The organism is Sphingomonas sp. BLHR8 (assembly GCF_056821725.1).
The window spans coordinates 869682-890012 of record NZ_JBPDIM010000001.1 but is presented as its reverse complement, the minus strand read 5'-3'; the positions used below and the strand labels follow the sequence as shown (position 1 = coordinate 890012).

The 20331-nt window shown below is 66.0% G+C and carries 18 protein-coding genes; 16 read left to right on the top strand and 2 right to left on the bottom strand.

Translation table 11 applies throughout. From position 1 onward, the window contains the following. The first annotated feature begins 56 nt into the window (after window positions 1-56). Both ACRYJK_RS04420 and ACRYJK_RS04415 read left to right on the top strand, forming a co-directional pair. Complete coding sequence (locus tag ACRYJK_RS04420; RefSeq protein WP_482666361.1) at window positions 57-890, top strand: NUDIX hydrolase; 834 nt, start codon at window positions 57-59, stop codon at window positions 888-890. Between the two features lie 226 nt (window positions 891-1116). Beyond that, window positions 1117-1371, top strand: a complete 255-nt coding sequence (locus tag ACRYJK_RS04415) for a hypothetical protein (protein WP_482666360.1) — start codon at window positions 1117-1119, stop codon at window positions 1369-1371. A gap of 126 nt (window positions 1372-1497) precedes the next feature. On the opposite strand, the gene ACRYJK_RS04410 is transcribed toward ACRYJK_RS04415, so the two are convergent. Beyond that, window positions 1498-2316, bottom strand: coding sequence for a carbon-nitrogen hydrolase family protein (locus ACRYJK_RS04410; RefSeq protein ID WP_482666359.1), 819 nt, complete (start codon window positions 2314-2316; stop codon window positions 1498-1500). A gap of 65 nt (window positions 2317-2381) precedes the next feature. On the opposite strand from ACRYJK_RS04410, the gene ACRYJK_RS04405 reads away from it, so the two are divergent. Continuing rightward, entirely contained in the window at window positions 2382-5249 is a 2868-nt protein-coding gene (locus tag ACRYJK_RS04405; RefSeq protein ID WP_482666358.1) for a M16 family metallopeptidase, read from the top strand. A 63-nt stretch (window positions 5250-5312) separates the two neighbouring features. Here the strand turns inward: ACRYJK_RS04405 and ACRYJK_RS04400 are convergent, their stop codons facing one another. Continuing rightward, window positions 5313-6533 (bottom strand): NADP-dependent isocitrate dehydrogenase, encoded by a 1221-nt coding sequence (locus ACRYJK_RS04400; protein WP_482666357.1) that lies wholly within the window; start codon window positions 6531-6533, stop codon window positions 5313-5315. 172 nt (window positions 6534-6705) lie between these two features. Between ACRYJK_RS04400 and ACRYJK_RS04395 the strand changes: the two genes are divergently transcribed. From ACRYJK_RS04395 to ACRYJK_RS04335, 13 genes are all read left to right on the top strand, one after another. Beyond that, window positions 6706-7545: a phosphatidylserine decarboxylase gene (locus ACRYJK_RS04395; protein ID WP_482666356.1), complete on the top strand. Its 840-nt coding sequence runs from the start codon at window positions 6706-6708 to the stop codon at window positions 7543-7545. Next, window positions 7545-8318: a CDP-alcohol phosphatidyltransferase family protein gene (locus ACRYJK_RS04390; protein ID WP_482666355.1), complete on the top strand. Its 774-nt coding sequence runs from the start codon at window positions 7545-7547 to the stop codon at window positions 8316-8318. Before ACRYJK_RS04395 ends, ACRYJK_RS04390 begins: the two co-directional genes overlap by 1 nt. A 473-nt stretch (window positions 8319-8791) precedes the next feature. Beyond that, window positions 8792-9634 (top strand): 30S ribosomal protein S2, encoded by an 843-nt coding sequence (rpsB, locus tag ACRYJK_RS04385; protein ID WP_482666354.1) that lies wholly within the window; start codon window positions 8792-8794, stop codon window positions 9632-9634. Between the two features lie 111 nt (window positions 9635-9745). Continuing rightward, window positions 9746-10672, top strand: coding sequence for a translation elongation factor Ts (gene tsf / locus ACRYJK_RS04380; RefSeq protein WP_482666353.1), 927 nt, complete (start codon window positions 9746-9748; stop codon window positions 10670-10672). Window positions 10673-10807: 135 nt separating this feature from the next. After that, window positions 10808-11680: an SIMPL domain-containing protein gene (locus ACRYJK_RS04375; protein WP_482666352.1), complete on the top strand. Its 873-nt coding sequence runs from the start codon at window positions 10808-10810 to the stop codon at window positions 11678-11680. A 156-nt stretch (window positions 11681-11836) separates the two neighbouring features. Continuing rightward, on the top strand, window positions 11837-12562 hold the full coding sequence (pyrH, locus tag ACRYJK_RS04370; protein WP_482666351.1) for a UMP kinase: 726 nt from the start codon (window positions 11837-11839) through the stop codon (window positions 12560-12562). Between the two features lies 1 nt (window position 12563). Further along, on the top strand, window positions 12564-13121 hold the full coding sequence (frr, locus tag ACRYJK_RS04365) for a ribosome recycling factor (protein ID WP_482666350.1): 558 nt from the start codon (window positions 12564-12566) through the stop codon (window positions 13119-13121). Further along, the gene (gene uppS, locus ACRYJK_RS04360) at window positions 13118-13813 is read left to right on the top strand and encodes a polyprenyl diphosphate synthase (protein ID WP_482666349.1); all 696 of its coding nucleotides are present in this window, start codon (window positions 13118-13120) and stop codon (window positions 13811-13813) included. Before frr ends, uppS begins: the two co-directional genes overlap by 4 nt. After that, on the top strand, window positions 13813-14535 hold the full coding sequence (locus ACRYJK_RS04355; RefSeq protein WP_482666348.1) for a phosphatidate cytidylyltransferase: 723 nt from the start codon (window positions 13813-13815) through the stop codon (window positions 14533-14535). Before uppS ends, ACRYJK_RS04355 begins: the two co-directional genes overlap by 1 nt. Then, a complete protein-coding gene (gene dxr / locus ACRYJK_RS04350; protein WP_482666347.1) occupies window positions 14535-15695 on the top strand; it encodes a 1-deoxy-D-xylulose-5-phosphate reductoisomerase in 1161 nt (386 codons plus the stop codon). The genes ACRYJK_RS04355 and dxr overlap by 1 nt, the downstream gene beginning before the upstream one ends. Continuing rightward, window positions 15688-16803 (top strand): RIP metalloprotease RseP, encoded by a 1116-nt coding sequence (rseP, locus tag ACRYJK_RS04345; RefSeq protein WP_482666346.1) that lies wholly within the window; start codon window positions 15688-15690, stop codon window positions 16801-16803. Before dxr ends, rseP begins: the two co-directional genes overlap by 8 nt. 141 nt (window positions 16804-16944) lie before the next feature. Further along, window positions 16945-19614: an outer membrane protein assembly factor BamA gene (gene bamA, locus ACRYJK_RS04340; RefSeq protein WP_482667396.1), complete on the top strand. Its 2670-nt coding sequence runs from the start codon at window positions 16945-16947 to the stop codon at window positions 19612-19614. Window positions 19615-19616: 2 nt separating this feature from the next. After that, complete coding sequence (locus ACRYJK_RS04335) at window positions 19617-20303, top strand: OmpH/Skp family outer membrane protein (RefSeq protein WP_482666345.1); 687 nt, start codon at window positions 19617-19619, stop codon at window positions 20301-20303. Window positions 20304-20331 lie beyond the last annotated feature (28 nt).

The following is a 20331-nucleotide window of genomic DNA, read 5'->3' as shown; positions in this document are numbered from 1 at the left end:
GCCGGACGAATGGCGCTCTGCTTGCCTCAACCCCAGGGAGCGAGCAAGTAACGGCGATGCGGAACGAGTGGACGCCCGAAGATCAGGCAGAGGCTGAACGGCAGGCGCCCGGCTATGTCTTCAGCGACGATGACGATGAGGCGGGCCTCGTCCCCGCCATCCCAGCTGCAACGCTTGTCGTTCTTCGCGAAGGGCATGCAGGCATGGAAGCGCTGTTTGTGCAGCGCTCCGCGCGGATGAGCTTCGCCGCCGGTGCCGCCGTGTTCCCCGGCGGTCGCATTGACGAGGGCGATCGGCAGCTGGCCTCCATCATCGCCCCCCACCTCGATCGTCATGACGCGGCAGCGCGCGTGGCCGCAGTGCGCGAGACGATCGAGGAGACCGGTGTCGCCATCGGGATCGAGGCCGCGGCTCACGAAATCGCACGTTGGCGCGAGGCGCTCCACGCCGGCGCGTCGCTGGGCGAGGTGCTTCCCGACGGTGGGCGTGATCTCGATCTGACCGCGCTGACGCCGTTCACGCGCTGGCGGCCGAATTTCAACCACAGCCGCGTGTTCGACGCGCGATTCTACATTGCCACCGGTCGCTCGGATCAGGAGGCAATCGCCGACCGCGTCGAATCGACCGATGCGTTCTGGTTGGGCGCGCCGCAACTGCTTCACCGCGCCGCCGAAGGAGGCGCCAGCCTGATTTTCCCGACGCGACGGGTACTGGAGCGCGTCGCACAGTGGACGGATGCGCGTTCCGCGAAAACAGACGCGAGCCGCTTTGCTCCGAAACGGGTCACGCCATGGATCGCGCATGTTCGGGGCGAATCACGTCTGTGCATTCGCGGAGACTGCGGATATCCGATCACTCAGGAGATCGCGTCGCGCACGGACCGTGGCTGACGCTAATGTTAAGGTCAGGGCAAGCTGTGGCCAATATATCGCACAACTCGTCTTCCCGCATGTGTCGCGGAAACCTTTAAGGGATTTCGGCATTAGGTGAGGCGAGCTTGGGGTTGCGAGTTCGGGTGAGACTAGCTACTAGGGCCGCGCATTGCGGTTTTGGTTGCACGTCGGGCCCGGCGTGCCGCCCAATAAAGCTGAACCGTGAAGCCAGTGGAGAATAGGAATGACCTTCATGAAGAATGCATCGGTGGCGCTTGCTGCTGCCTCGATGGTGATGGCGCCGGTCGCTGCGTCGGCCGCTCCCCAGTACGACGGAATTCGCGCCGGCACCCAGGTGGTTGACGCGCAGGCGATGGGTGAAGGTCGTGGCGAAGGCAACGGCGGCGGCTGGCTGCTCGCCATCCTCGCTGCTGCTGCGATCATCGCCGGCATCATCATTGCCGTCGACGGCCGCGACACCACGCCGACCAGCCCGTAAGCTGCGAAGCGAATCACGGTTTGATGGAGCCCTCGCACTTCGGTGCGGGGGCTTTTTCTTTGTGACGCTCGCCTGTTGTCTTCTTCTCGGCTCGCCTGCCGTCGCGCGGACTAGGTCGCAGCCTCGTTAGAGATTTCCTCGTCGGTGGCTCTCGAGCGGAAGGCGGCGACGCACGTCGGTGCGGACGTCCGCGTCGATATGCACCATCGTAACAGTGAGGTCGCCGCCAAGGTCCGCCAGCACTCGTCCCCAAGGGTCGACGGCGAGACTGTGGCCGTAGGTGTCGCGACCATCGGCATGAGCGCCGCTTTGCGCGGGTGCGAGGATGTGGCAGCCGCTGTCGAGCGCGCGTGCGCGGACGAGGACGTGCCAGTGATCCTGTCCGGTCGGCACCGTGAACGCCGAGGGGAGGACGATCACGTCCGCCCCGCCCGCACGCAATCGCAAGAACAGTTCCGGAAACCGGACATCGTAGCAGGTCGCAAGGCCGAGCGTACCGACTGGTGTATATTCAACCATAACGACATCGTCGCCCGGCGCGTACGCCGCTGACTCCCGCCAGCTTTCGCCGCTCGGCAGGTCGATGTCGAACAAGTGAATCTTGTCATATCGCGCAACGATGTCGCCCGATGGGTCGATGACCAGCGACCGGTTCCGCCACCGTCCATCCTCGCCGATCACCGGCAGCGACCCTGGATGAAGCCACAAGCGATGGCGTGCCGCCAGACGGCGAGCTGCCATGACGTATGGGCTATCGTCTTCGGTCGTGACCGAAGCCGCCGCCCGCGCGCGATCGCGGTCCAGCAGTCCGGCCATTTCCGGGAGAAACATCATGGCCGCGCCGCCGCCCACGGCGGCCTCGACCGCATTCTCCAGCGTTTCGATATTGATCGAAACGTCCCAGTGGCTGCGGCACTGCGCGAGCGCGACGGTTGTGATGGCCATAGCCGGTGGTTAGGTCCGATACTCCATTCAGCCAAGCGAAAGTCGATCCACCTATGCCGCGGCCCATGGCCTCCGTTCGTCTTGGCGCGCTCAGCGTCCTCGCCCTGTCGGTCTCGCTGCTCGGCGGAGCGCCTGGTCACGCGCAACCGACGCCGCCGCGCGCTTCGGTACCGTCCGCGACGCCTGCGATCGATCGCAGCGCATGGCTGTACGCTGGGAGTGACATCCCGCGGGACGAAGGTTGGCAGTTTGGGACCCTCTCCAACGGGCTTCGCTACGCGGTGCGCCGTAATGGGGTGCCGCCGGGGCAGGTTTCGATCCGCTTGCGGGTCGACGTGGGATCGCTCATGGAGGAGCCGGGCCAGGCCGGTTGGGCGCATCTGATCGAACATCTGGCGTTCCGCGAGTCGCAATATCTCGAAAGCGGTGAAGCGCGTCGCGCGTGGCAGCGGCTCGGGGTGTCTTTCGGCAGCGACACCAACGCGTCGACCAGCGCTACGCAGACGGTGTATCAGCTCGACATTCCGACCGGCACCGCTGCCTCTCTCAATGAAAGCCTGCGACTGATGTCGGGCATGATGCGTGCGCCGGTGCTGACCGATGCGACCGTCAACGCCGAACGGCCAATCGTGCTTGCGGAGCGGCGCGAGAACGATGGTCCGGCATTCCGTGTCGCCACGGCCACCCGCGAGCATCTCTTCGCCGGGCAGCGTTACGGCGAGCATCCGATTATCGGCAGCGAAACCACGCTCGGTGCTGCCAACGGCGCAAGCCTCTCCGCGTTTCACGCGCGCTGGTATCGCCCCGAGCGCACCGTCATCGCGATTGCCGGTGACCTTGAGCCTAAGGTGCTCGAAGAGGCGATCGTCCAGCACTTCGGGAGCTGGCGCGTTGCCGGCTCGGCGGGCATTGAACCTGATTTCGGTCGGCCCGACCCGTCCAAACCGCTGGCATCGGTAGTTGTCGAGCCAAGCCTGCCGCTGGTCGCCAATCTGAGCTGGGTGCGTCCATGGACGCGGGTGACGGACACGGTCGAATATACGCATGGGCTGATGCGCGACACGCTCGCCATGCTGATCCTCAATCGCCGCCTCGAAGAGCGCGCCCGCAACGGCGGCCGTTTCGTCGTCGCGAACGGTCAGGACGAGAAAATCTCGCGCTCTGCCTGGATCACCACGATGACCGTCGCGCCGATCGGGAGCGATTGGGCAGGGGCGATCGCCGATGCGCGCAGCGTGATTGCCGCCTCGCTTGCAACGCCGCCGACCGCGGCGGAGATCGCCCGCGAGGCGTCCGAAGTGGACAGCTTCCTCTCCGTGCAGGCAGCCAACGCGGTCAATGAACCGGGCACGAAGCAGGCCGACGACCTGATCAAGGCGGTCGACATCGGCGAAACAACGACGTCGCCGGATCATGCGCTCGCGATTTGGCGATCGATGGTCGCCCGCGTGACGCCGGCGGACATCCAGCGCCACCTGCGGACACTGTTCAGCGGCACGCAGCGGGCCGTGCTGGTCAGCCCGACGCACGTCAGCGGGGGCGAAGCGACGCTCGCCCGGGCGGTGACGGGGGAGGCGCGCGCGCTGGCGGCTTCGGGCGCCACGCGGGCGGTGCGGATCGCGGATCTGCCGGCGCTCGGCACACCCGGCCGCGTTCTCTCGCGTTCGCGCTTTGCGGGGACCGACTTCGACGCGGTCGAGCTTTCGAACGGAGTAAAGGCGCTTGTCCGTGAGACCGCGATCGAGCCGGACAAGGTGCGCATCCGCGTCCGATTTGGCACGGGTCGCCAGGGCATCGATCCGCGCCGCCCCAATCTGCTTTGGGCGGGCGAGGGCGCGCTGGTTGAGTCCGGGATCGGTCGGTTCGACCAAAGTGCGCTCGATCGCATGGTGGCCGGTCGGGCAATCGGGATGGGCTTTCGGGTCGACGACGACGCCTTCGTTCTGACCGCGGAAACAAATCGCGCCGACCTGGCCGACCAGCTGCGCTTCCTCGCGACGAAGCTCGCCGCACCGGGTTGGAATGCGACCCCGGTCGAGCGTCTTCGTGCTGGCACCTTGCTGACCTTCAACGCCCGCCGCTCCTCGCCGATGGGGGTGATCGAAAGCGATCTCGATGCGCTGCTGTACGGCGGCGATCCGCGCTTTGCCGCCCCGACGCGCGAGCAGGTCTCGGCGCTGACGCCGCAAGCCTTCAGGGCGTTCTGGGCGCCGATCCTGGCGAGCGGACCGGTCGAGGTGCAGGTTTTCGGCGATACCGCAAACCTCGGGCTCGACCGCCTGCTGGGTGAGACGTTCGGGGCCCTGCCGCGGCGCAATGCTGGCTCAACCCCCTATGACGTAACGCTCGCGGCCAGACCTGCTGCCCCGACCACCTTGCGGCATTCCGGAGGGGCAGGCCAGGCGGCGGCGATCATCGCTTACCCGACCGGCGCGACGATCGCGCCGCTCGACGCGCGGACCGAACGCCAGCTCGAGATCCTCGCCGCGGTGTTCAACAATCGCCTGTACGAACGTCTGCGCGACCAGGCGGGGGCGAGCTACAGCCAGGCAGTCGTCAGCAATCCCAACCGCGTGCTTAAGAATGCTGGCTATATTTTCGTCGGTGGGATGGTGCCGCCGGACAAGACCCAGCTGCTGCTGGATACGGCGCGGTCGATTGCGGAGGAATTGACTCGCGCCGACGTGTCGAACGACGAGATCCGTCGCGCGATCGGACCCGCACGCGAGCAAGTCATTCGCGCCGCGACCGGCAACGTGTTCTGGATGAACCAGACCGACCGCGCCTTGCGCGATCCTTCGCAGGTCGAGGATTTGCGCCGCTATCTGGTCGACCTGTCGGGTACGACGCCCGCCGACCTCCGCGTGCTCGCGCAGCGCTATCTGGCGCCTGGCAATGGGCGACCGGTGCTGGTTGTTCCTGAGGGTCGTTGAACGCGAAAGGGGCCGGCAGCGGGTTTTCCGCAGCCGGCCCCTCCAGGTTTTGGTCGGGCTAGTTCAGCTCCAACGTCCCATTTCGATTTCGAGATTGCGGACGATCGCCTCGAAAAATTGCTCGGTGGTCAGCCACTTCTGATCGGGGCCGATCAGGATGGCGAGGTCCTTGGTCATGTCACCGCCCTCGACCGTCTTGATGCACACCTGCTCGAGCGTTTCGGCGAAGCGCACCACGTCGGGCGTGTCGTCGAACTTGCCGCGATAAGACAGGCCCTGCGTCCAGGCGAAGATCGACGCGATCGGATTGGTCGACGTTGCCTTGCCCTGCTGATGCTGGCGATAGTGGCGCGTGACGGTCCCGTGCGCCGCCTCGGCTTCGACCGTCTTTCCATCGGGCGACAGCAGCACCGACGTCATCAGTCCGAGCGAACCAAAGCCCTGAGCGACCTGATCCGACTGCACGTCGCCGTCGTAGTTCTTGCATGCCCAAACAAACTTGCCGTTCCACTTGAGCGCGGATGCCACCATGTCGTCGATCAGGCGATGTTCGTACACCGTGCCAGCGGCGGCGAACTTATCCTTGAATTCGCTGTCAAAAACTTCCTGGAAGATGTCCTTGAAGCGTCCGTCATAGGCCTTGAGGATGGTGTTCTTGGTCGACAGATACAGCGGCCAGCCGCGCCCGACCGCGTAGTTCATGCACGCGCGCGCAAAGTCGCGGATCGAATCGTCGAGGTTGTACATGCCCATCGCGACGCCGCTCGATGGGAAGTGGAACACCTCCTCATCGATGCTCTCGCCATTGTCGCCTTCCCACACGAGCCGCAGCTTGCCGGGGCCGGGGACGAGGAAATCGGTGGCCTTATACTGATCGCCAAAGGCATGGCGCCCAACGACGATCGGGTTCGTCCAGCCGGGGATCAGCCGGGGCACGTTGTCGATCACGATCGGTTCGCGAAACACCACGCCGCCGAGGATGTTGCGGATCGTGCCGTTCGGCGACTTCCACATTTTCTTGAGCTTGAATTCCTCGACGCGCGCTTCGTCGGGGGTGATGGTGGCGCATTTGACGCCCACCCCATGTTCCTTGATCGCATTCGCGGCGTCGACAGTGACCTTGTCCGCGGTCGCGTCGCGATGTTCGACGCCGAGGTCGTAATATTTGAGGTCGATGTCGAGGTAGGGGAGGATCAGGCGCTCCCGGATCCACTGCCAGATGATCCGCGTCATCTCGTCGCCGTCGAGCTCGACGACCGGGTTCTTGACCTTGATCTTCGCCATGCGAACCTACTCTCTCATCTGATGGGGAGCCGCGCCCGCATCGACCGGGCGTTTGGCGCGGCCTTTAGGACGAGGGCGCCCTTGGTGCAACCGGCGGACCCGTTGTGAAGGCGCATTGTGCCGCTCTTGCCGACCCTCTAGGGACGGTGAACAATTAGCAATCCTCTGGAGCATGATGCCCAACGACCTGCTTCCCGACGCGCCGCCGCCCGAGGTGAAGATGGCGACCGCCGACAGCGCCCGAAATGCGGCGCCGCTTCCGTCCGACGACCCGGCGAGCGAGCTGCCGACACCCACGAACCAGCCTGGCGCCCGGGCGCGCTGGCTACGCCCGGCGGTCCATCCGGAAGGCCGTCGTTTCCTCCTGATCGCCGCCGCGCTGACGCTGTTCTTTGCATGGATGGCGTGGGAGACGCTCGCCTGGCCGATGGCCGGCATCACCCTGTGGGTGGCCGCGTTTTTCCGCGATCCCATTCGGTCCACCCCGACCGATCCGGCGCTGATCGTCGCGCCTGCGGACGGGCTGATCACGATGATCGATCGCGCAGCCCCGCCGCCCGAATTGGTCGGGGCGGGCGCGATGGACGATGTGCCGGTAACCCGCGTCTCAATCTTCATGAGCGTGTTCGACGTTCATATCCAGCGCGCGCCGGTCAGCGGCACGGTCAGCCGCCGTCACTATGTCGCCGGCGTCTTCCTCAATGCCGAACTCGACAAGGCGAGCGAAGACAATGAGCGGCAACATTTCCTGATCGAGCGGGACGACGGGGTGAAGGTCGGGTTCACGCAGATTGCCGGTCTCGTCGCGCGGCGCATCGTTGGCTTTGTGAAGCCCGGGCAGCAGGTCGAGGTGGGTCAGCGCGTCGGGCTTATCCGCTTCGGCAGCCGGGTGGATGTCTACCTCCCGGTCGGCACGCAACCTGCTGTCCTGTCGGGCCAGCGCACAGTGGCAGGTGAAACGATCCTCGCGCGGATCGGAGACGCGGGCTCACGCCAGGGCATCGCCGGCTGATGTCGAACAACGCGCCCGTCCGCCGCACGGCGCGCGGCATCCCACTGCGCAGCTTCGCGCCGAATGCCATTACCGCGTTGGCACTGTGCTTTGGTTTGTCCGCCGTTCGGTTCGCCATTTCCGACCAGTGGGAGCTGGCGGTCGCGTCGACCGTGGTTGCTGCCATGCTCGACGGGGTGGACGGTCGGGTCGCGCGCCTTCTGCGAGCCAACAGCCGCTTCGGCGCCGAGCTGGATTCGCTGTCGGACGTAATCGCATTCGGCGTGGCGCCTGCTGTCATCCTCTATCTATGGTCGCTGCAATCGGCGCCGAAATTCGGTTGGACGATTGCCTTGGCCCACGCCCTTTGCGCGGCGCTTCGCCTCGCGCGGTTCAATTCGAACATCGACGTGGAGCATCAACCCCGCAAATCGGCGGGCTTCAACACCGGCGTGCCCGCGCCCGCGGGGGCCGGCATGGCGCTGCTGCCGCTGGTCGCGTGGCTGGCGACGGGCGAGGAAATCTTTCGCCACTGGTGGCTGGTCATGCCCTGGACGGCGGTGACCGCCGCGATGCTCATTTCGAGCTTTGCCACCTATAGCTGGACGAGCATCCGTCTGCCGCAGGCATGGCGCCTGCCGGCGCTGGCGGCGGTCGGATTGCTCGGTGCTGCGCTGGTCACCAACCCCTGGTGGACGATCGGTGCCCTGACGCTGCTCTACATCCTTTGCCTGCCGTTCGCGACGCTCGCCTACGGGCGGGTCAAGCGGCGGCGAGCAGAGGCCGCGGGTTAACCGAAGCCGCGGCTCGAAACGCTCGAGCTGGCGAGGCGCGACGTGCAACCTCGATCCCGTACACCGCAGCAACGAACCGCGTGTCGCGCCACGCCAGATCGAGCGGGCGACTAAGCTCGCGGTGCAACACGATCCCTCCCGCCGTGAGCAGCGCCACAAACAACAAGGTCACCAGTACCGTCGCCATTCTTCTCTCCCCCGCCGCCCGCAACCGTTGGTTTGGATCGACTCCGACCGAACAATTGAGGCTCGCACCGCTCGTAGTTCTCGTTATGTTCCTGAACACATACCGTGTCAACGCCCGGCGGCAACCCACGGAGAGGGGGCGCGGCAGAGCTGGCGCGCTTGCATTTCAAGCGTGGCTAGGCTAGGCGCGCGCCGTTCAACCCACATGGCGGGTCACATACCGGTGCTGCGTTCGTGACGGACGCGGTTTCTTGCCCGCCAGCGGACTAACCGGAAGGAAATGACCTATGGCGGCTCCCACCGTCACTCTTCAGCAATTGATCGAGGCCGGCGCTCACTTCGGCCACCAGACGCATCGCTGGAACCCGCGCATGAAGCCGTACATCTTCGGCCAGCGCAACGGCGTGCACATCCTCGACCTGTCGCAGACCGTGCCGCTGTTTCAGCGCGCGCTTGATTTCGTGAACTCGACCGTCGCCGCAGGCGGCAAGGTGCTGTTCGTCGGCACCAAGCGTCAGGCGAGCGAAGCCGTCGCCGACGCCGCGCGCCAGTCGGGGCAGCATTTTGTCAACCACCGCTGGCTGGGCGGCATGCTCACCAACTGGAAGACAATCGCCAATTCCATCAAGCGTCTCAAGACACTCGAGGAAAAGCTGGCCGACGGCGCTGCGGGCATCACCAAGAAGGAAGCGCTGCAGCTGACTCGCGAGCGCGACAAGCTTGAAGCGAGCCTCGGCGGCATCCGCGACATGGGCGGCATCCCCGATGTCATGTTCGTGATCGACGCCAACAAGGAAATGCTGGCGATCAAGGAAGCCAATACGCTGGGCATTCCGGTCGTCGCGATCCTCGATTCGAACGCGTCGCCCGACGGCATCGCCTTCCCGGTGCCGGCGAACGATGACGCGAGCCGCGCCATCCGCCTCTACTGCGAAGCAATCGCGCAGGCGGCGACCCGTGGTGGTCAGGACAATATGGCCAACCAAGGCTTCGACATCGGTTCGATGGACGAGCCGCCGGCGGAAGCCGCGCTGGGTGACGATGCTGCGGTCGAAGACACCGCGCCGTCCGAGTCGATGCCGCTCGACGCCGGCGCTGACGCGCAGCCGGCCGAGGCTGCCCAGGCCTGAAGCGGGGACGGCGGGGCTCCGCTCCGCCCGTCGTAAATCTTTCGCGCAGCCGTCGCAGGTCTAAACGCCGCGGCGGCTTCGCCACATCCCAACTCATCAGGAGTGAACAGCATGGCCGAAGTTACGGCTGCTACCGTCAAGGATCTGCGCGAGCGCACCGGCGCCGGCATGATGGACTGTAAGAAGGCGCTCGCCGAAACCAATGGTGACGTCGAAGCCGCGGTCGACTGGCTGCGCGCAAAGGGCCTCGCCGCCGCCGCCAAGAAGGCGAGCCGCGTTGCCGCCGAAGGCCTCGTCGGTGCAGCAACCAGCGGCACCCGCGGCGCTTTGGTCGAGGTCAATTCCGAAACCGATTTTGTCGCTAAGAACGAACAGTTCCAGGACTTCGTTCGGTCGGTGACGCAGCTCGTGCTCGACGAAAAGGCGACCGACGTCGCCGCGATCAAGGCTGCTGCCTACCCCGGCGGCGGCACGGTCGAGGAAAAGCTGACGAACAACATCGCCACCATCGGCGAGAACCAGACGCTGCGCCGCGCCGAGCTGGTCGAGGTGCGCGAAGGCACCGTCGTCAGCTACGTCCACACGGCGACGGCGCCGGGCATGGGCAAGATCGGCGTGCTCGTCGGGCTCGAATCGAGCGCCGACGAAGCCGCGCTGCAGCAGCTCGGCAAGCAGCTGGCGATGCACGTCGCGGCTGCGAACCCGCTGGCGCTGACCGGTGAAGCGCTCGACGCCGACCTCGTGTCGCGTGAACGCGCCATCGCCGAGGAAAAGGCGGCGGAGAGCGGCAAGCCCGCCGACATCGTCGCCAAGATGGTCGACGGCGCGATGGCCAAGTTCCGCAAGGAAAACGCGCTGCTCAGCCAGCCCTTCGTGATGGACGGCAAGACCCCGGTGGCCGAGGTCATCGCCGCCGCGGGCAAGGACGCCGGCGCGACGATCACGCTCACCAAGTTCGTGCGGATGCAGCTGGGTGAGGGCATCGAGAAGGAAGAGAGCGACTTCGCCGCCGAAGTCGCCGCCGCCGCGGGCGTCTGATCGCTCGCTTCGCGCATCATCGAACAGAGAAGGGCGTCCGTCGGGGCCGCCCTTTTCTTTTTGTGCCGAACGGCTGGTCAGCCCCGCCGTGTCCACGCATACATCGGTCGAACAATCGCCGAGGGGGGTTGAGCGATGGGCGTTTTCAAAAAGCTGATTTTGGGCGCGGTGATGTCGGCCACGGCGACCGCCGCTGCCGCGCAGGTTCCGCCAGCGGAGCTTGGCGCGCGCTACGTTCCCGCCCCATGGTGGATGCGCGATCCCGTCATCGCTGCGATGGGATCGGTCCACGCCGATCTGCCCGCCAATCGCGCGAGCTTCGTCGCCACCTTCACCGAATTCGCGCGTGATCCGGCCAACGCAACCGATCTCGCCAACCGCCGTTCGCGTGAGCTGGATGTGGCGCTGCGTCAGCACGGGGCGCAGCGGGTCCAATTCACCACCACCTTCAGTACGCGGCCGATTTTCGAGCAGTACAGGGACGAGCAGGGCAATGTCCGCCCGCGGCCCGACCGCATCGAACGGTACGAGGTGACCGGCACGGTGATGATCACCGTGCTCGACATCGCCGTCATCGAGCCGGTTTACGCGACCGTGGTGGCGGCTCGTCCGACTTTGGTGACTCCGGTGCAATGGTCGCTACTGCCCGACAGCGCGACGCTCTCCCGCATGGCCGTCGCCGCAGCGCAGGACGCCCGAGGTCGCGCCACCGAGTCCGCTCGGGCGGTTGGAGCGACGCTCGGCGCGGTCAAGATCATCGACCCCTCGGGCCGCGTCTGCCGGACCGACGTGCTCGCGGGTTGGCCGAGCTACACCGGGAGCGCAGCTTCGCGGGATGTTTCCGAGAGCTTTGGCGGCGCGCCACCGCCGCCGCCACCGGCGCCCCCGCCACCACCAGCGCCGCCCCCGCCCGGCGCGGGAGCAGCCGAGCCGGTCAATATCGTCACACTGCGTCCGCCCCTGCAACGCATCAGCGACACCGCCTGCGTCATTTACTCGCTGACCTGAAAAGACCTGCGCACCCGCGCAGGATCTTTCGCGCCGGCCCCTTCTCGCCTTAGCGACCTGTCGATGGGCTCGCGGCTTGGCACTGCCGCCGTGCTGGTCTAGGCGCTCGCCTGCGCGTGCCAGCGGGGTGGGCGCCCCAGCAAATCAAGGTTTCTCATGAGTCAGCCGCCATACCATCGCATCCTCCTCAAATTGTCGGGGGAAGCGTTGATGGGGCCGCAGGGCTTTGGCATCGACGCCGATGCGGTGGCTGCGCTGGCGCAGGAGGTGAAGGCCGCGCGCGACACCGGGCTGGAGCTGTGCCTGGTGATCGGCGGCGGCAATATCTTCCGCGGGATGGCTGGCGCGGCCAAGGGCATCGAACGCGCCACTGCAGACTATATGGGCATGCTCGCGACGGTCATGAACGCGCTCGCGATGCAGTCCGCGCTGGAATCGATCGGGGTCGACACGAGGGTTCAGTCCGCAGTGCAGATGGATGCGGTGTGCGAGCCGGTCATCCGCCGCCGTGCGCAGCGGCACCTGCAAAAGGGGCGCATCGTGATTTTCGCGGCGGGGGTCGGCTCGCCGTTCTTCACTACCGATAGCGGCGCGGCGCTGCGCGCGGCCGAAATGCGCTGCGACGCGCTGTTCAAAGGGACCAGCGTCGACGGCGTCTATGATGCCGACCCGAAATTGGTGCCCGACGCGACGCGCTATGACCGGCTGAGCTACGATCGGGTGCTCGCCGACAATTTGCGGGTGATGGATGCGAGCGCGGTTGCGCTGTGCCGCGACAACGACATCCCGATCGTCGTCTTCAACGTGCGCGAGCCGGGCAATCTCGCGCGTGTCTTGCGCGGCGAAGCGAAGTCCACCACGGTCGCCAACACGGAGAGTTGAGATGCCGAAATATGACAAGGCCGACATCGAGCGGCGGATGAACGGCGCGGTGGACGCGCTGAAAAGCGACCTCGCGGGGCTGCGCACGGGGCGCGCGAACAGCGCCATGCTCGATCCGGTGACGGTCGAGGTTTACGGCAGCCACATGCCGATCAATCAGCTCGCCAGCGTGACCGCGCCGGAACCGCGCATGCTGTCGGTGCAGGTGTGGGACAAATCGAACGTGGGCCCGGTCGACAAGGCGATCCGCTCCGCTGGCCTCGGGCTCAACCCGATCGTCGATGGACAGACGCTGCGCTTGCCGATCCCCGAGATGACGCAGGAGCGCCGCAAGGAGCTGTCGAAGCTCGCAGGGCAATATGCGGAAAAGGCGCGCGTCGCGGTTCGCAATGTGCGTCGCGATGGCAACGACGCGCTCAAGGTCGACGAAAAGAAGGGCGAGATCAGCGAGGACGAGCAGAAAAAGCTCGAGGCTGAGGTGCAGAAGCTCACCGACAAAGCCATCGCCGACATCGACGCGGCGTCGGCGGCGAAGGAAAAGGAAATTCTCGGCCAGTGACCGTCCCGCGTCCCGGGTCCACCCCGCGCCATGTGGCGATCATCATGGACGGTAACGGGCGCTGGGCGAAAAAGCGCTTCCTTCCGCGCGTGGCGGGGCATCGCGCCGGCGTGGAAGCGGTGCGCCGGGTCGTCCGCGCCGCCGGCGATCTGGGCATCGAGGCGCTGACGCTGTACGCGTTTTCGAGCGAGAACTGGCGCCGCCCGGAGACCGAGGTGAGCGATCTCATGTCGCTCATGAAACGTTTCATCGCGAGCGATCTCGAGGAATTCGTCGAAGCCGGGGTGCGTCTACGCATCATCGGCGATCTGACGCGCTTCGACGCGGAATCGCGCGCGTTGCTGGAGGACGCCCTCGAACGCACCGCCGGGAACAGCGGGACGACTCTGGCGGTGGCGCTCGGTTACGGCGCGCAGGACGAAATCGTGCGGGCAGCTCAACGCGTTGCCGAGCGGGGCGAGCCGGTCACCTGCGAGGCGATCGAGGCGCATCTCGACACCGCCGGCCTGCCGCCGCTCGACCTGCTTATCCGCACGTCCGGCGAAGTGCGGCTTTCGAATTTCCTGCTGTGGCAGGCGGCCTATGCGGAAATGTTGTTTGTCGACACATTGTGGCCCGACTTTTCGCCGCAGCATCTTGCTGACGCGTGCGCGGAGTTCGCGCGGCGCGAACGGCGCTACGGAGCGCTCTGATGGGGGTGCCGAGCGTAGTCACCTCGCCCGCCCGTGCTGCAGGCAAGCGGTCGGATCTGGGCATTCGTGTCGCATCGGCGATTGCCATGCTGGCGGTCGCTGCGGCGGCGGCATGGCTGGGCGGGACTGTCTTCGAACTGTTCGCCATGGCCGTCGGCGTGGCGGCGCTGGTTGAATGGGTCCGGCTCGCGCGGATCGGGTTCACGGGGGTTTCACGGCTCGCACAGGTGCTGCTTGGTATTGCGCTCGTCGCGGTGGCGGTGATGACGTTGATCGTCTTTCGCCGCATCGGACTGCCGCACCTGCTGCTGCCGCTGCTGGTGACGGTGCTCACCGATACGGGCGCCTATTTTGCGGGCAGGACGTTGGGTGGCCCCAAGATTGCGCCGCGCATCAGTCCGTCCAAGACATGGTCGGGCCTCGTCGGCGGGATAATCGCGGCGGGCCTCGGCGGGGCGTGGTGGAACGGTCAGTTCGCCTATCATGGCGATTGGACCGCGCCCAGGATCGCCGCAGGTTTTGCGATGGGTTCGGGGCTTGCCATCGTCGCGCAGATTGGGGACTTTTACGAAAGCTGGCTGAAGCGGCGCGCAGGCGTCAAGGACTCCAGCCGCCTCATCCCGGGGCACGGCGGCGTGCTCGATCGAGTCGACGGCCTGCTGTTCGTCTGCGCCGCCTGCGCGCTGGGGTGGGTCGTCCTGCACTGGCTGGTAGTGGACTGATGGCGCGCACCATCTCCGTTTTCGGCGCGACGGGCTCGGTCGGCAGCTCCACCCTCGACCTTGTCCGGCGTCATCGCGATCAATGGAATGTGGTCGCGCTCACGGCGCAAACTAACGTCGAGCAGCTCGCGGCGCTGGCTAAGGAATTGCGCCCGCAGGTCGTGGTGATCGGCGACGAGACGCTGGTCGGCGACCTCCGGAAGGCTCTGGCGGGGGAGGGCATTGTCGTCGCGGCCGGACCGCGCGCACTTGTCGAAGCGGCGCGGCTCGACGTCGACATGACCATGGCCGCGATTGTCGGCTGCGCCGGCCTCGCCCCGACCATGGCGGCAATCGAACAGGGCAAGACCGTGGCGCTCGCGAACAAGGAGAGCTTGGTCGCGGCCGGGGCGCTGATGATGGCTGCGGCCCAGGCATCGGGCGCCACGATCCTCCCCGTCGACTCTGAGCATAACGCCATCTTCCAGTGCCTATCGGGCGACCTCGAGCGGGTGGCAAAGATCACGCTGACCGCCAGCGGCGGACCGTTTCGCAACCTCCCGCTTGAGGAATTGGCGATGCGGACCCCGGCGCAGGCGGTGGCACACCCCAACTGGTCGATGGGCGCAAAGATCAGCGTCGACAGCGCAACGATGATGAACAAGGGGCTCGAACTGATCGAGGCCTATCATCTTTTTCCCGTGGGCCTCAACCGGCTCGACATCGTCGTTCACCCGCAGTCGGTGGTGCATTCGATGGTCGAATATGTCGACGGATCGACGATCGCGCAGCTCGGGCCGCCGGACATGCGCGTGCCGATCGCCAGCGCGCTCGCCTGGCCGGATCGCATCGACACGCCGTGCGAGCGGCTGGATCTCGCGCGCATCGGGCGGCTGGATTTCGAGGCGGTCGACGAAGTGCGCTTCCCTGCGACGGCGATGGCGAGAGCCGCCATAGCAGAGGGGGGCGGGCGCCCCGCGCAGCTCAACGCGGCCAATGAGGTGGCGGTCGCCGCCTTTCTCGAAGGGCGCATCGGCTTTCTCGATATCGTCGACCGCGTGAAGCATCTGATGGACCAGCATAGCCCGACCGCGCCCGCGACGCTTCATGAGGTGTTCAGCCTCGATCGCGAAACGCGGGCGCAGATGTCGAGCATGCTCCCTCCCGCCCTAGATGCTTGAAGCGCCGTCGCTGCTCTTCACGCTGCTGGCGTTCGTCGCCGTGCTGGCGCCGCTCGTGTTCATCCATGAATTCGGGCACTATTGGGTGGCGCGCAAATGCGGCATTCGCGCAGAAACCTTTTCGGTCGGGATCGGTCGAGAGGTCGCTGGCTGGACCGATCGCGCCGGAACGCGGTGGAAGGTGGGATGGCTGCCGCTCGGCGGATATGTGAAGTTCGCGGGCGACGAAGGGCCGGCGTCGGGGCCATCGTCCGAGTCAGCGCCGAGCGATGGCTTTCTGAACGCGTCGCTCCCTCGACGCGCGATCACCGTCTTTGCCGGGCCGCTCGCTAACCTCGCGCTCGCGTTGCTCATCCTGTCGGCGTTTGCGCTGGTTTATGGAAAGCCGAGCGCGGAGCCCGTGGTCGGGTCGGTCGTGGCGGGCAGCGCGGCGGCGGAGGCTGGTCTCATCCCCGGGGATCGCATCGTCGCGCTCGATGGCGAGCGGATCGAAAGCTACACCGATATTGCCCCGCTCGTCGTCCATCGCCCGGGCGAGACGCTGTCGCTTACCTACGAGCGTGGCGGGGCACGCCAGACGGTCGACATCGTGCCCAAACGCTCGCCGATGGTGGACCGGTTCGGCAACCGTTACGACCGCGGCCTTATCGGCATCCGCAGCGGGGAAGTGCGGATGCGCTCGGTCGGCGTGGTGGAGGCGCCGATCGTCGCCGTTCAGCAAAGCTGGATGATCCTCAAGCAGACCGGGGCGGTGATCGGCCAGATGGTGACCGGCCGTCGCTCGATCAGCGAACTCGGCGGACCGGTCGCGATCGCGAAAAGTTCGGGGGAACAGGCGACGCTCGGCTGGCGTGCGCTGCTGCTGTTCGCGGCGCTCATTTCGCTCAATCTCGCGGTGATGAACCTGCTTCCCTTGCCGATGCTCGACGGCGGACATCTCCTCTTCATGGGTGTGGAGGCGATCCGTCGGCGGCCGGTCTCGGTCGCGACGCAGGCCGCCGCATACCGGCTTGGCTTTGCGATGCTGCTGGCGTTGATGGTGGTCGTGACGATCAACGACCTCGGCAACATCGGGTTGTGGCAGCGCCTGTCCGGGTTGATCGGGTGACGCGCTTGGGGCACAGGGGCCGCGCCCGGGATCAAGCGGGCGATGCGACAGGCGCAAGCGCCTGCGCAACGCCGTCTCGCCCTGCAACCGCGATGGCATTACAGCGCGTTTCGCGTTGAGATTAGGACGGATTTCGTGACGCTGAAGACCTCTGCCCGCACCACGCTGCTGTTGCTCATCTCGACCAGTGCGCTCCCGGGCGTCGCGCTCGCGCAGACAACCCCCGTCGCCCAGCCAACCGCGCCCGCGGGGACGGTGAATACGGCTCCGTTGACGCCGACGCAGGCCGCGGTTGCACCGGCGCAGACGGTGCGTTCGATCACGGTGACCGGCAACCAGCGGCTCGAGCCGGATACCGTGCGGGCCTACGCCGACCTGCGCGTCGGGCAGGCGTATAACGCCGCGGTGCTCGACGCAGCGCTTCGTCGCCTCGCGCAGACCGAATTGTTCGCCGACTTCCAGATCACGGACAACGACGGTGCACTGACCATCCAGGTGACCGAGAACCCGGTCATCAACCGCATCATCCTCGAAGGCAACAGCCGGCTCAAGGACGACAAGATCACGCCGGAGCTGCGCCTCGCGCCGCGGCAGATTTACACGCGCAGCCGCGTGCGCGCCGACGTTGCGCGCATCATCGAGCTCTACAAGCGGCAGGGGCGGTTTGCTGCGACCGTCGAACCGCAGTTGGTGCGGCTCGACCAGAACCGCGTCGATATCGTCTATGAGATCAGCGAAGGCCCGCGCAGCCGCGTGCGGCAGATCAACATTATCGGCAATGAAGCCTTTTCCGATGGCGATCTCAAGGACGAGATGCTGACTCGGGAGCGGCGGCTGACCTCCATTCTGTCGGGCAACACGACCTATGACCCCGACCGCCTCGCGTTCGACCAGCAAAAGCTGCGGCAATTCTACTTGACGCAGGGCTATGCCGATTTCCGGGTGGTGTCGGCGGTCGCTGAGCAGACCAGCGATAATCAGGACTTCATCATCACCTATGTGGTGGAGGAGGGCGAGCGTTATCGGTTCGGCCCAGTCCGCGTCGAAAGCCAGCTGCGCGACTTCACGCCGGAGGCGCTGCAGCGTCTGCTGCCGATGCGCGAAGGCGACTGGTACAACGGCAAGCTGGTCGAAGACACGGTCGAAAGCCTGAGCCAGACGGCGGGCCTCCTCGGCTATGCCTTTGCCGACATCCGGCCGCGGTTCGAGCGCAATCGCGAAGATCGCACCATGTCGATCACCTTCGACGTCAACGAAACGCCGCGTGTTTATGTCGAGGCGATCAACGTCAACGGCAACACGATCACTCAAGACAAGGTGATCCGGCGCGAATTCCGCTTGAACGAAGGCGATGCTTTCAACAGCTTCTCCGTTCGTCGGACGCAGGACCGGATTAACTCGCTCGGCTATTTCCAGGAAAACTTCGAGATCGAGCAGCAGCCCGGCTCGGCGCCGGATCGCGTAGTGTTGAACGCGAACGTCGAAGACCGCGCGACCGGCGAACTGTCGCTGTCCGCAGGTTTCTCGTCGATCGAAAGCTTCGTGCTGCAGGGTTCGATCCGCCAGCGCAACTTCCGCGGCCTCGGGCAGACGCTGTCGGCGTCGGTCAATTATTCGAGCTTCACCAAGGCGCTCGAGCTTGGCTTCACTGAGCCCTACCTGTTCGACCGGAATTTGTCGCTGTCGGCGCAGGTGTATCTGCGCGACCTCAACAGCTTCAACTTCCTGAACAATACCCGGCAGACGACGTTCCAGCAGACAACCACGGGCGGGACCGTCCGCGTGGGCGTGCTCCTCAGCGAATATCTGTCTCTGCTTGGCAGCTACACGCTCAACTTCGACGACGTGTCGCTCGACGAAAATCTTTATTATTTCAACGGGCAGTGCGATCCACTGATCGCCGGTCGCTATCTGTGCGAGGCGATCGGCAAGCGCACCACGTCGCTGCTCGGCTATTCGCTCGTCTATGACGATCGCGACAATCGTCTGCGGCCATCGCGGGGCCAGAGCCTTGTGCTCAGCCAGGACTTTGCGGGGCTAGGCGGCGACGTCAGCTATCTGCGTACGGTCGCGCAGGCGTCGAAGCACTTTCGTCTTGGCGGTCGCTTCGTGCTTTCGGCCTATCTGGACGGTGGTTACATCCACCCGTTCGGCAGCAACAACGTGCCGCTCGGCGCGGACCAGGTGCGGCTGACCGACCGCTTCCAGCTGGGCGAACCGCAGTTGCGCGGGTTCGACATTCGCGGGGTCGGTCCGCGCGTCATCCGCTACACCGACATCGATCTCACCAATCCGGCGGCGCCGGTGATCAGCGAGGACCGCGATCGCGCGATCGACGATGCGCTCGGTGGGCGAGCCTACTACCACGGCCGTCTCGAGCTCGACATTCCGCTCGGTTCGGGTGCGCGGGAGATGGGCCTTCGGCCGTCGATCTACGTCGACGTTGGTGCGGTGTGGAACGTCGCGACCCCGACGCTGACGACGCTGGCGAGCTTCCGCGACACCGATGGCAATTACAAGACGCTGTGCCGCAACCAGGCGACGGGTCAGACGCAGTTCGGAACGCAAACGGTACCGGCGACGGGCGCACCGACCGGCGAATTCAACGTCTGCCCGACCGGCTTTGCGGGTATCCGTCCGTTTGACGAACGCTTCCTCGGCAACACGCCGAACCCGCGCGTGTCGGTCGGCGCCGGGGTCAACTGGCGCTCGCCGTTCGGCCCGTTCCGCATCGATTTCGCCTACGCCGTGCTGCGCGAGCCCGGTGACGACACCAAGACCTTCAGCTTCAACGTGGGAACGAACTTCTGATGATGAAAATCACTTCGATGCGGCTTGTCGCCGCCAGTCTCGCCGCGCTGGCGGTTGCGGCGCCGGCGGTTTCCGCTGCGCAGAGCCGCGGCGCCGCCACCGCCGCGCCTGCCGTCGGCGTGGTGAACGTCGACGCGGTGCTGTCGTCGTCGAGCGCCTACCAGAACGCGATCAACCAAATCCGCACCACCTATGCTGCGCAGATCCAGCAGCATCAGACGCGCGGTCAGGCGTTGCAGACCGAGCTCAACACGCTCGCTCAGCGCGTGCAGCAGGAGCAGGCGCGCACGCCGCGCAACGACGCCGCGCTGCAGCAGGCGGCGCAGGCCTATCAGACGCGTGGCCAGGCTGCTCAGCAGGAGCTCTCCCGCATCAGCCAGCCCTATGAATTGGCTGGTGCCTATGCGCGCGAGCAGGTGACGCTGCGCCTCAATGAGGCGATCCAGGCTGCGGCGACGGCGCGCGGAGTGCAGGTGATGATCACCAGCGACGCCGTCGTTTACGCGTCGGCGGCGACCAACATGAACGCGGCCGTGGTCGGCGAACTCAACCGGTTGGTGCCGAGCGTTACGATCACGCCGCCGGCGGGTTACCAGCCGGGGTCGCTGATTCAGCAGCGAGCTCAGGCTGCGCAGCCGGCGCAGCCCGCCACCCCGCAGGCGCCGACGCCGCAGCCGCAGACGCGCTGATCGATGGCGGACGGCGCATCGGGTCGAT

Bases quoted from the DNA above. Each gene is read 5' to 3' on its own strand.
- ACRYJK_RS04420 (WP_482666361.1), top strand. From the start codon at position 57: ATGCGGAACGAGTGGACGCCCGAAGATCAGGCAGAGGCTGAACGGCAG.
- ACRYJK_RS04415 (WP_482666360.1), top strand. From the start codon at position 1,117: ATGACCTTCATGAAGAATGCATCGGTGGCGCTTGCTGCTGCCTCGATG.
- ACRYJK_RS04410 (WP_482666359.1), bottom strand. From the start codon at position 2,316: ATGGCCATCACAACCGTCGCGCTCGCGCAGTGCCGCAGCCACTGGGAC.
- ACRYJK_RS04405 (WP_482666358.1), top strand. From the start codon at position 2,382: ATGGCCTCCGTTCGTCTTGGCGCGCTCAGCGTCCTCGCCCTGTCGGTC.
- ACRYJK_RS04400 (WP_482666357.1), bottom strand. From the start codon at position 6,533: ATGGCGAAGATCAAGGTCAAGAACCCGGTCGTCGAGCTCGACGGCGAC.
- ACRYJK_RS04395 (WP_482666356.1), top strand. From the start codon at position 6,706: ATGATGCCCAACGACCTGCTTCCCGACGCGCCGCCGCCCGAGGTGAAG.
- ACRYJK_RS04390 (WP_482666355.1), top strand. From the start codon at position 7,545: ATGTCGAACAACGCGCCCGTCCGCCGCACGGCGCGCGGCATCCCACTG.
- rpsB (WP_482666354.1), top strand. From the start codon at position 8,792: ATGGCGGCTCCCACCGTCACTCTTCAGCAATTGATCGAGGCCGGCGCT.
- tsf (WP_482666353.1), top strand. From the start codon at position 9,746: ATGGCCGAAGTTACGGCTGCTACCGTCAAGGATCTGCGCGAGCGCACC.
- ACRYJK_RS04375 (WP_482666352.1), top strand. From the start codon at position 10,808: ATGGGCGTTTTCAAAAAGCTGATTTTGGGCGCGGTGATGTCGGCCACG.
- pyrH (WP_482666351.1), top strand. From the start codon at position 11,837: ATGAGTCAGCCGCCATACCATCGCATCCTCCTCAAATTGTCGGGGGAA.
- frr (WP_482666350.1), top strand. From the start codon at position 12,564: ATGCCGAAATATGACAAGGCCGACATCGAGCGGCGGATGAACGGCGCG.
- ACRYJK_RS04355 (WP_482666348.1), top strand. From the start codon at position 13,813: ATGGGGGTGCCGAGCGTAGTCACCTCGCCCGCCCGTGCTGCAGGCAAG.
- dxr (WP_482666347.1), top strand. From the start codon at position 14,535: ATGGCGCGCACCATCTCCGTTTTCGGCGCGACGGGCTCGGTCGGCAGC.
- rseP (WP_482666346.1), top strand. From the start codon at position 15,688: ATGCTTGAAGCGCCGTCGCTGCTCTTCACGCTGCTGGCGTTCGTCGCC.
- ACRYJK_RS04335 (WP_482666345.1), top strand. From the start codon at position 19,617: ATGAAAATCACTTCGATGCGGCTTGTCGCCGCCAGTCTCGCCGCGCTG.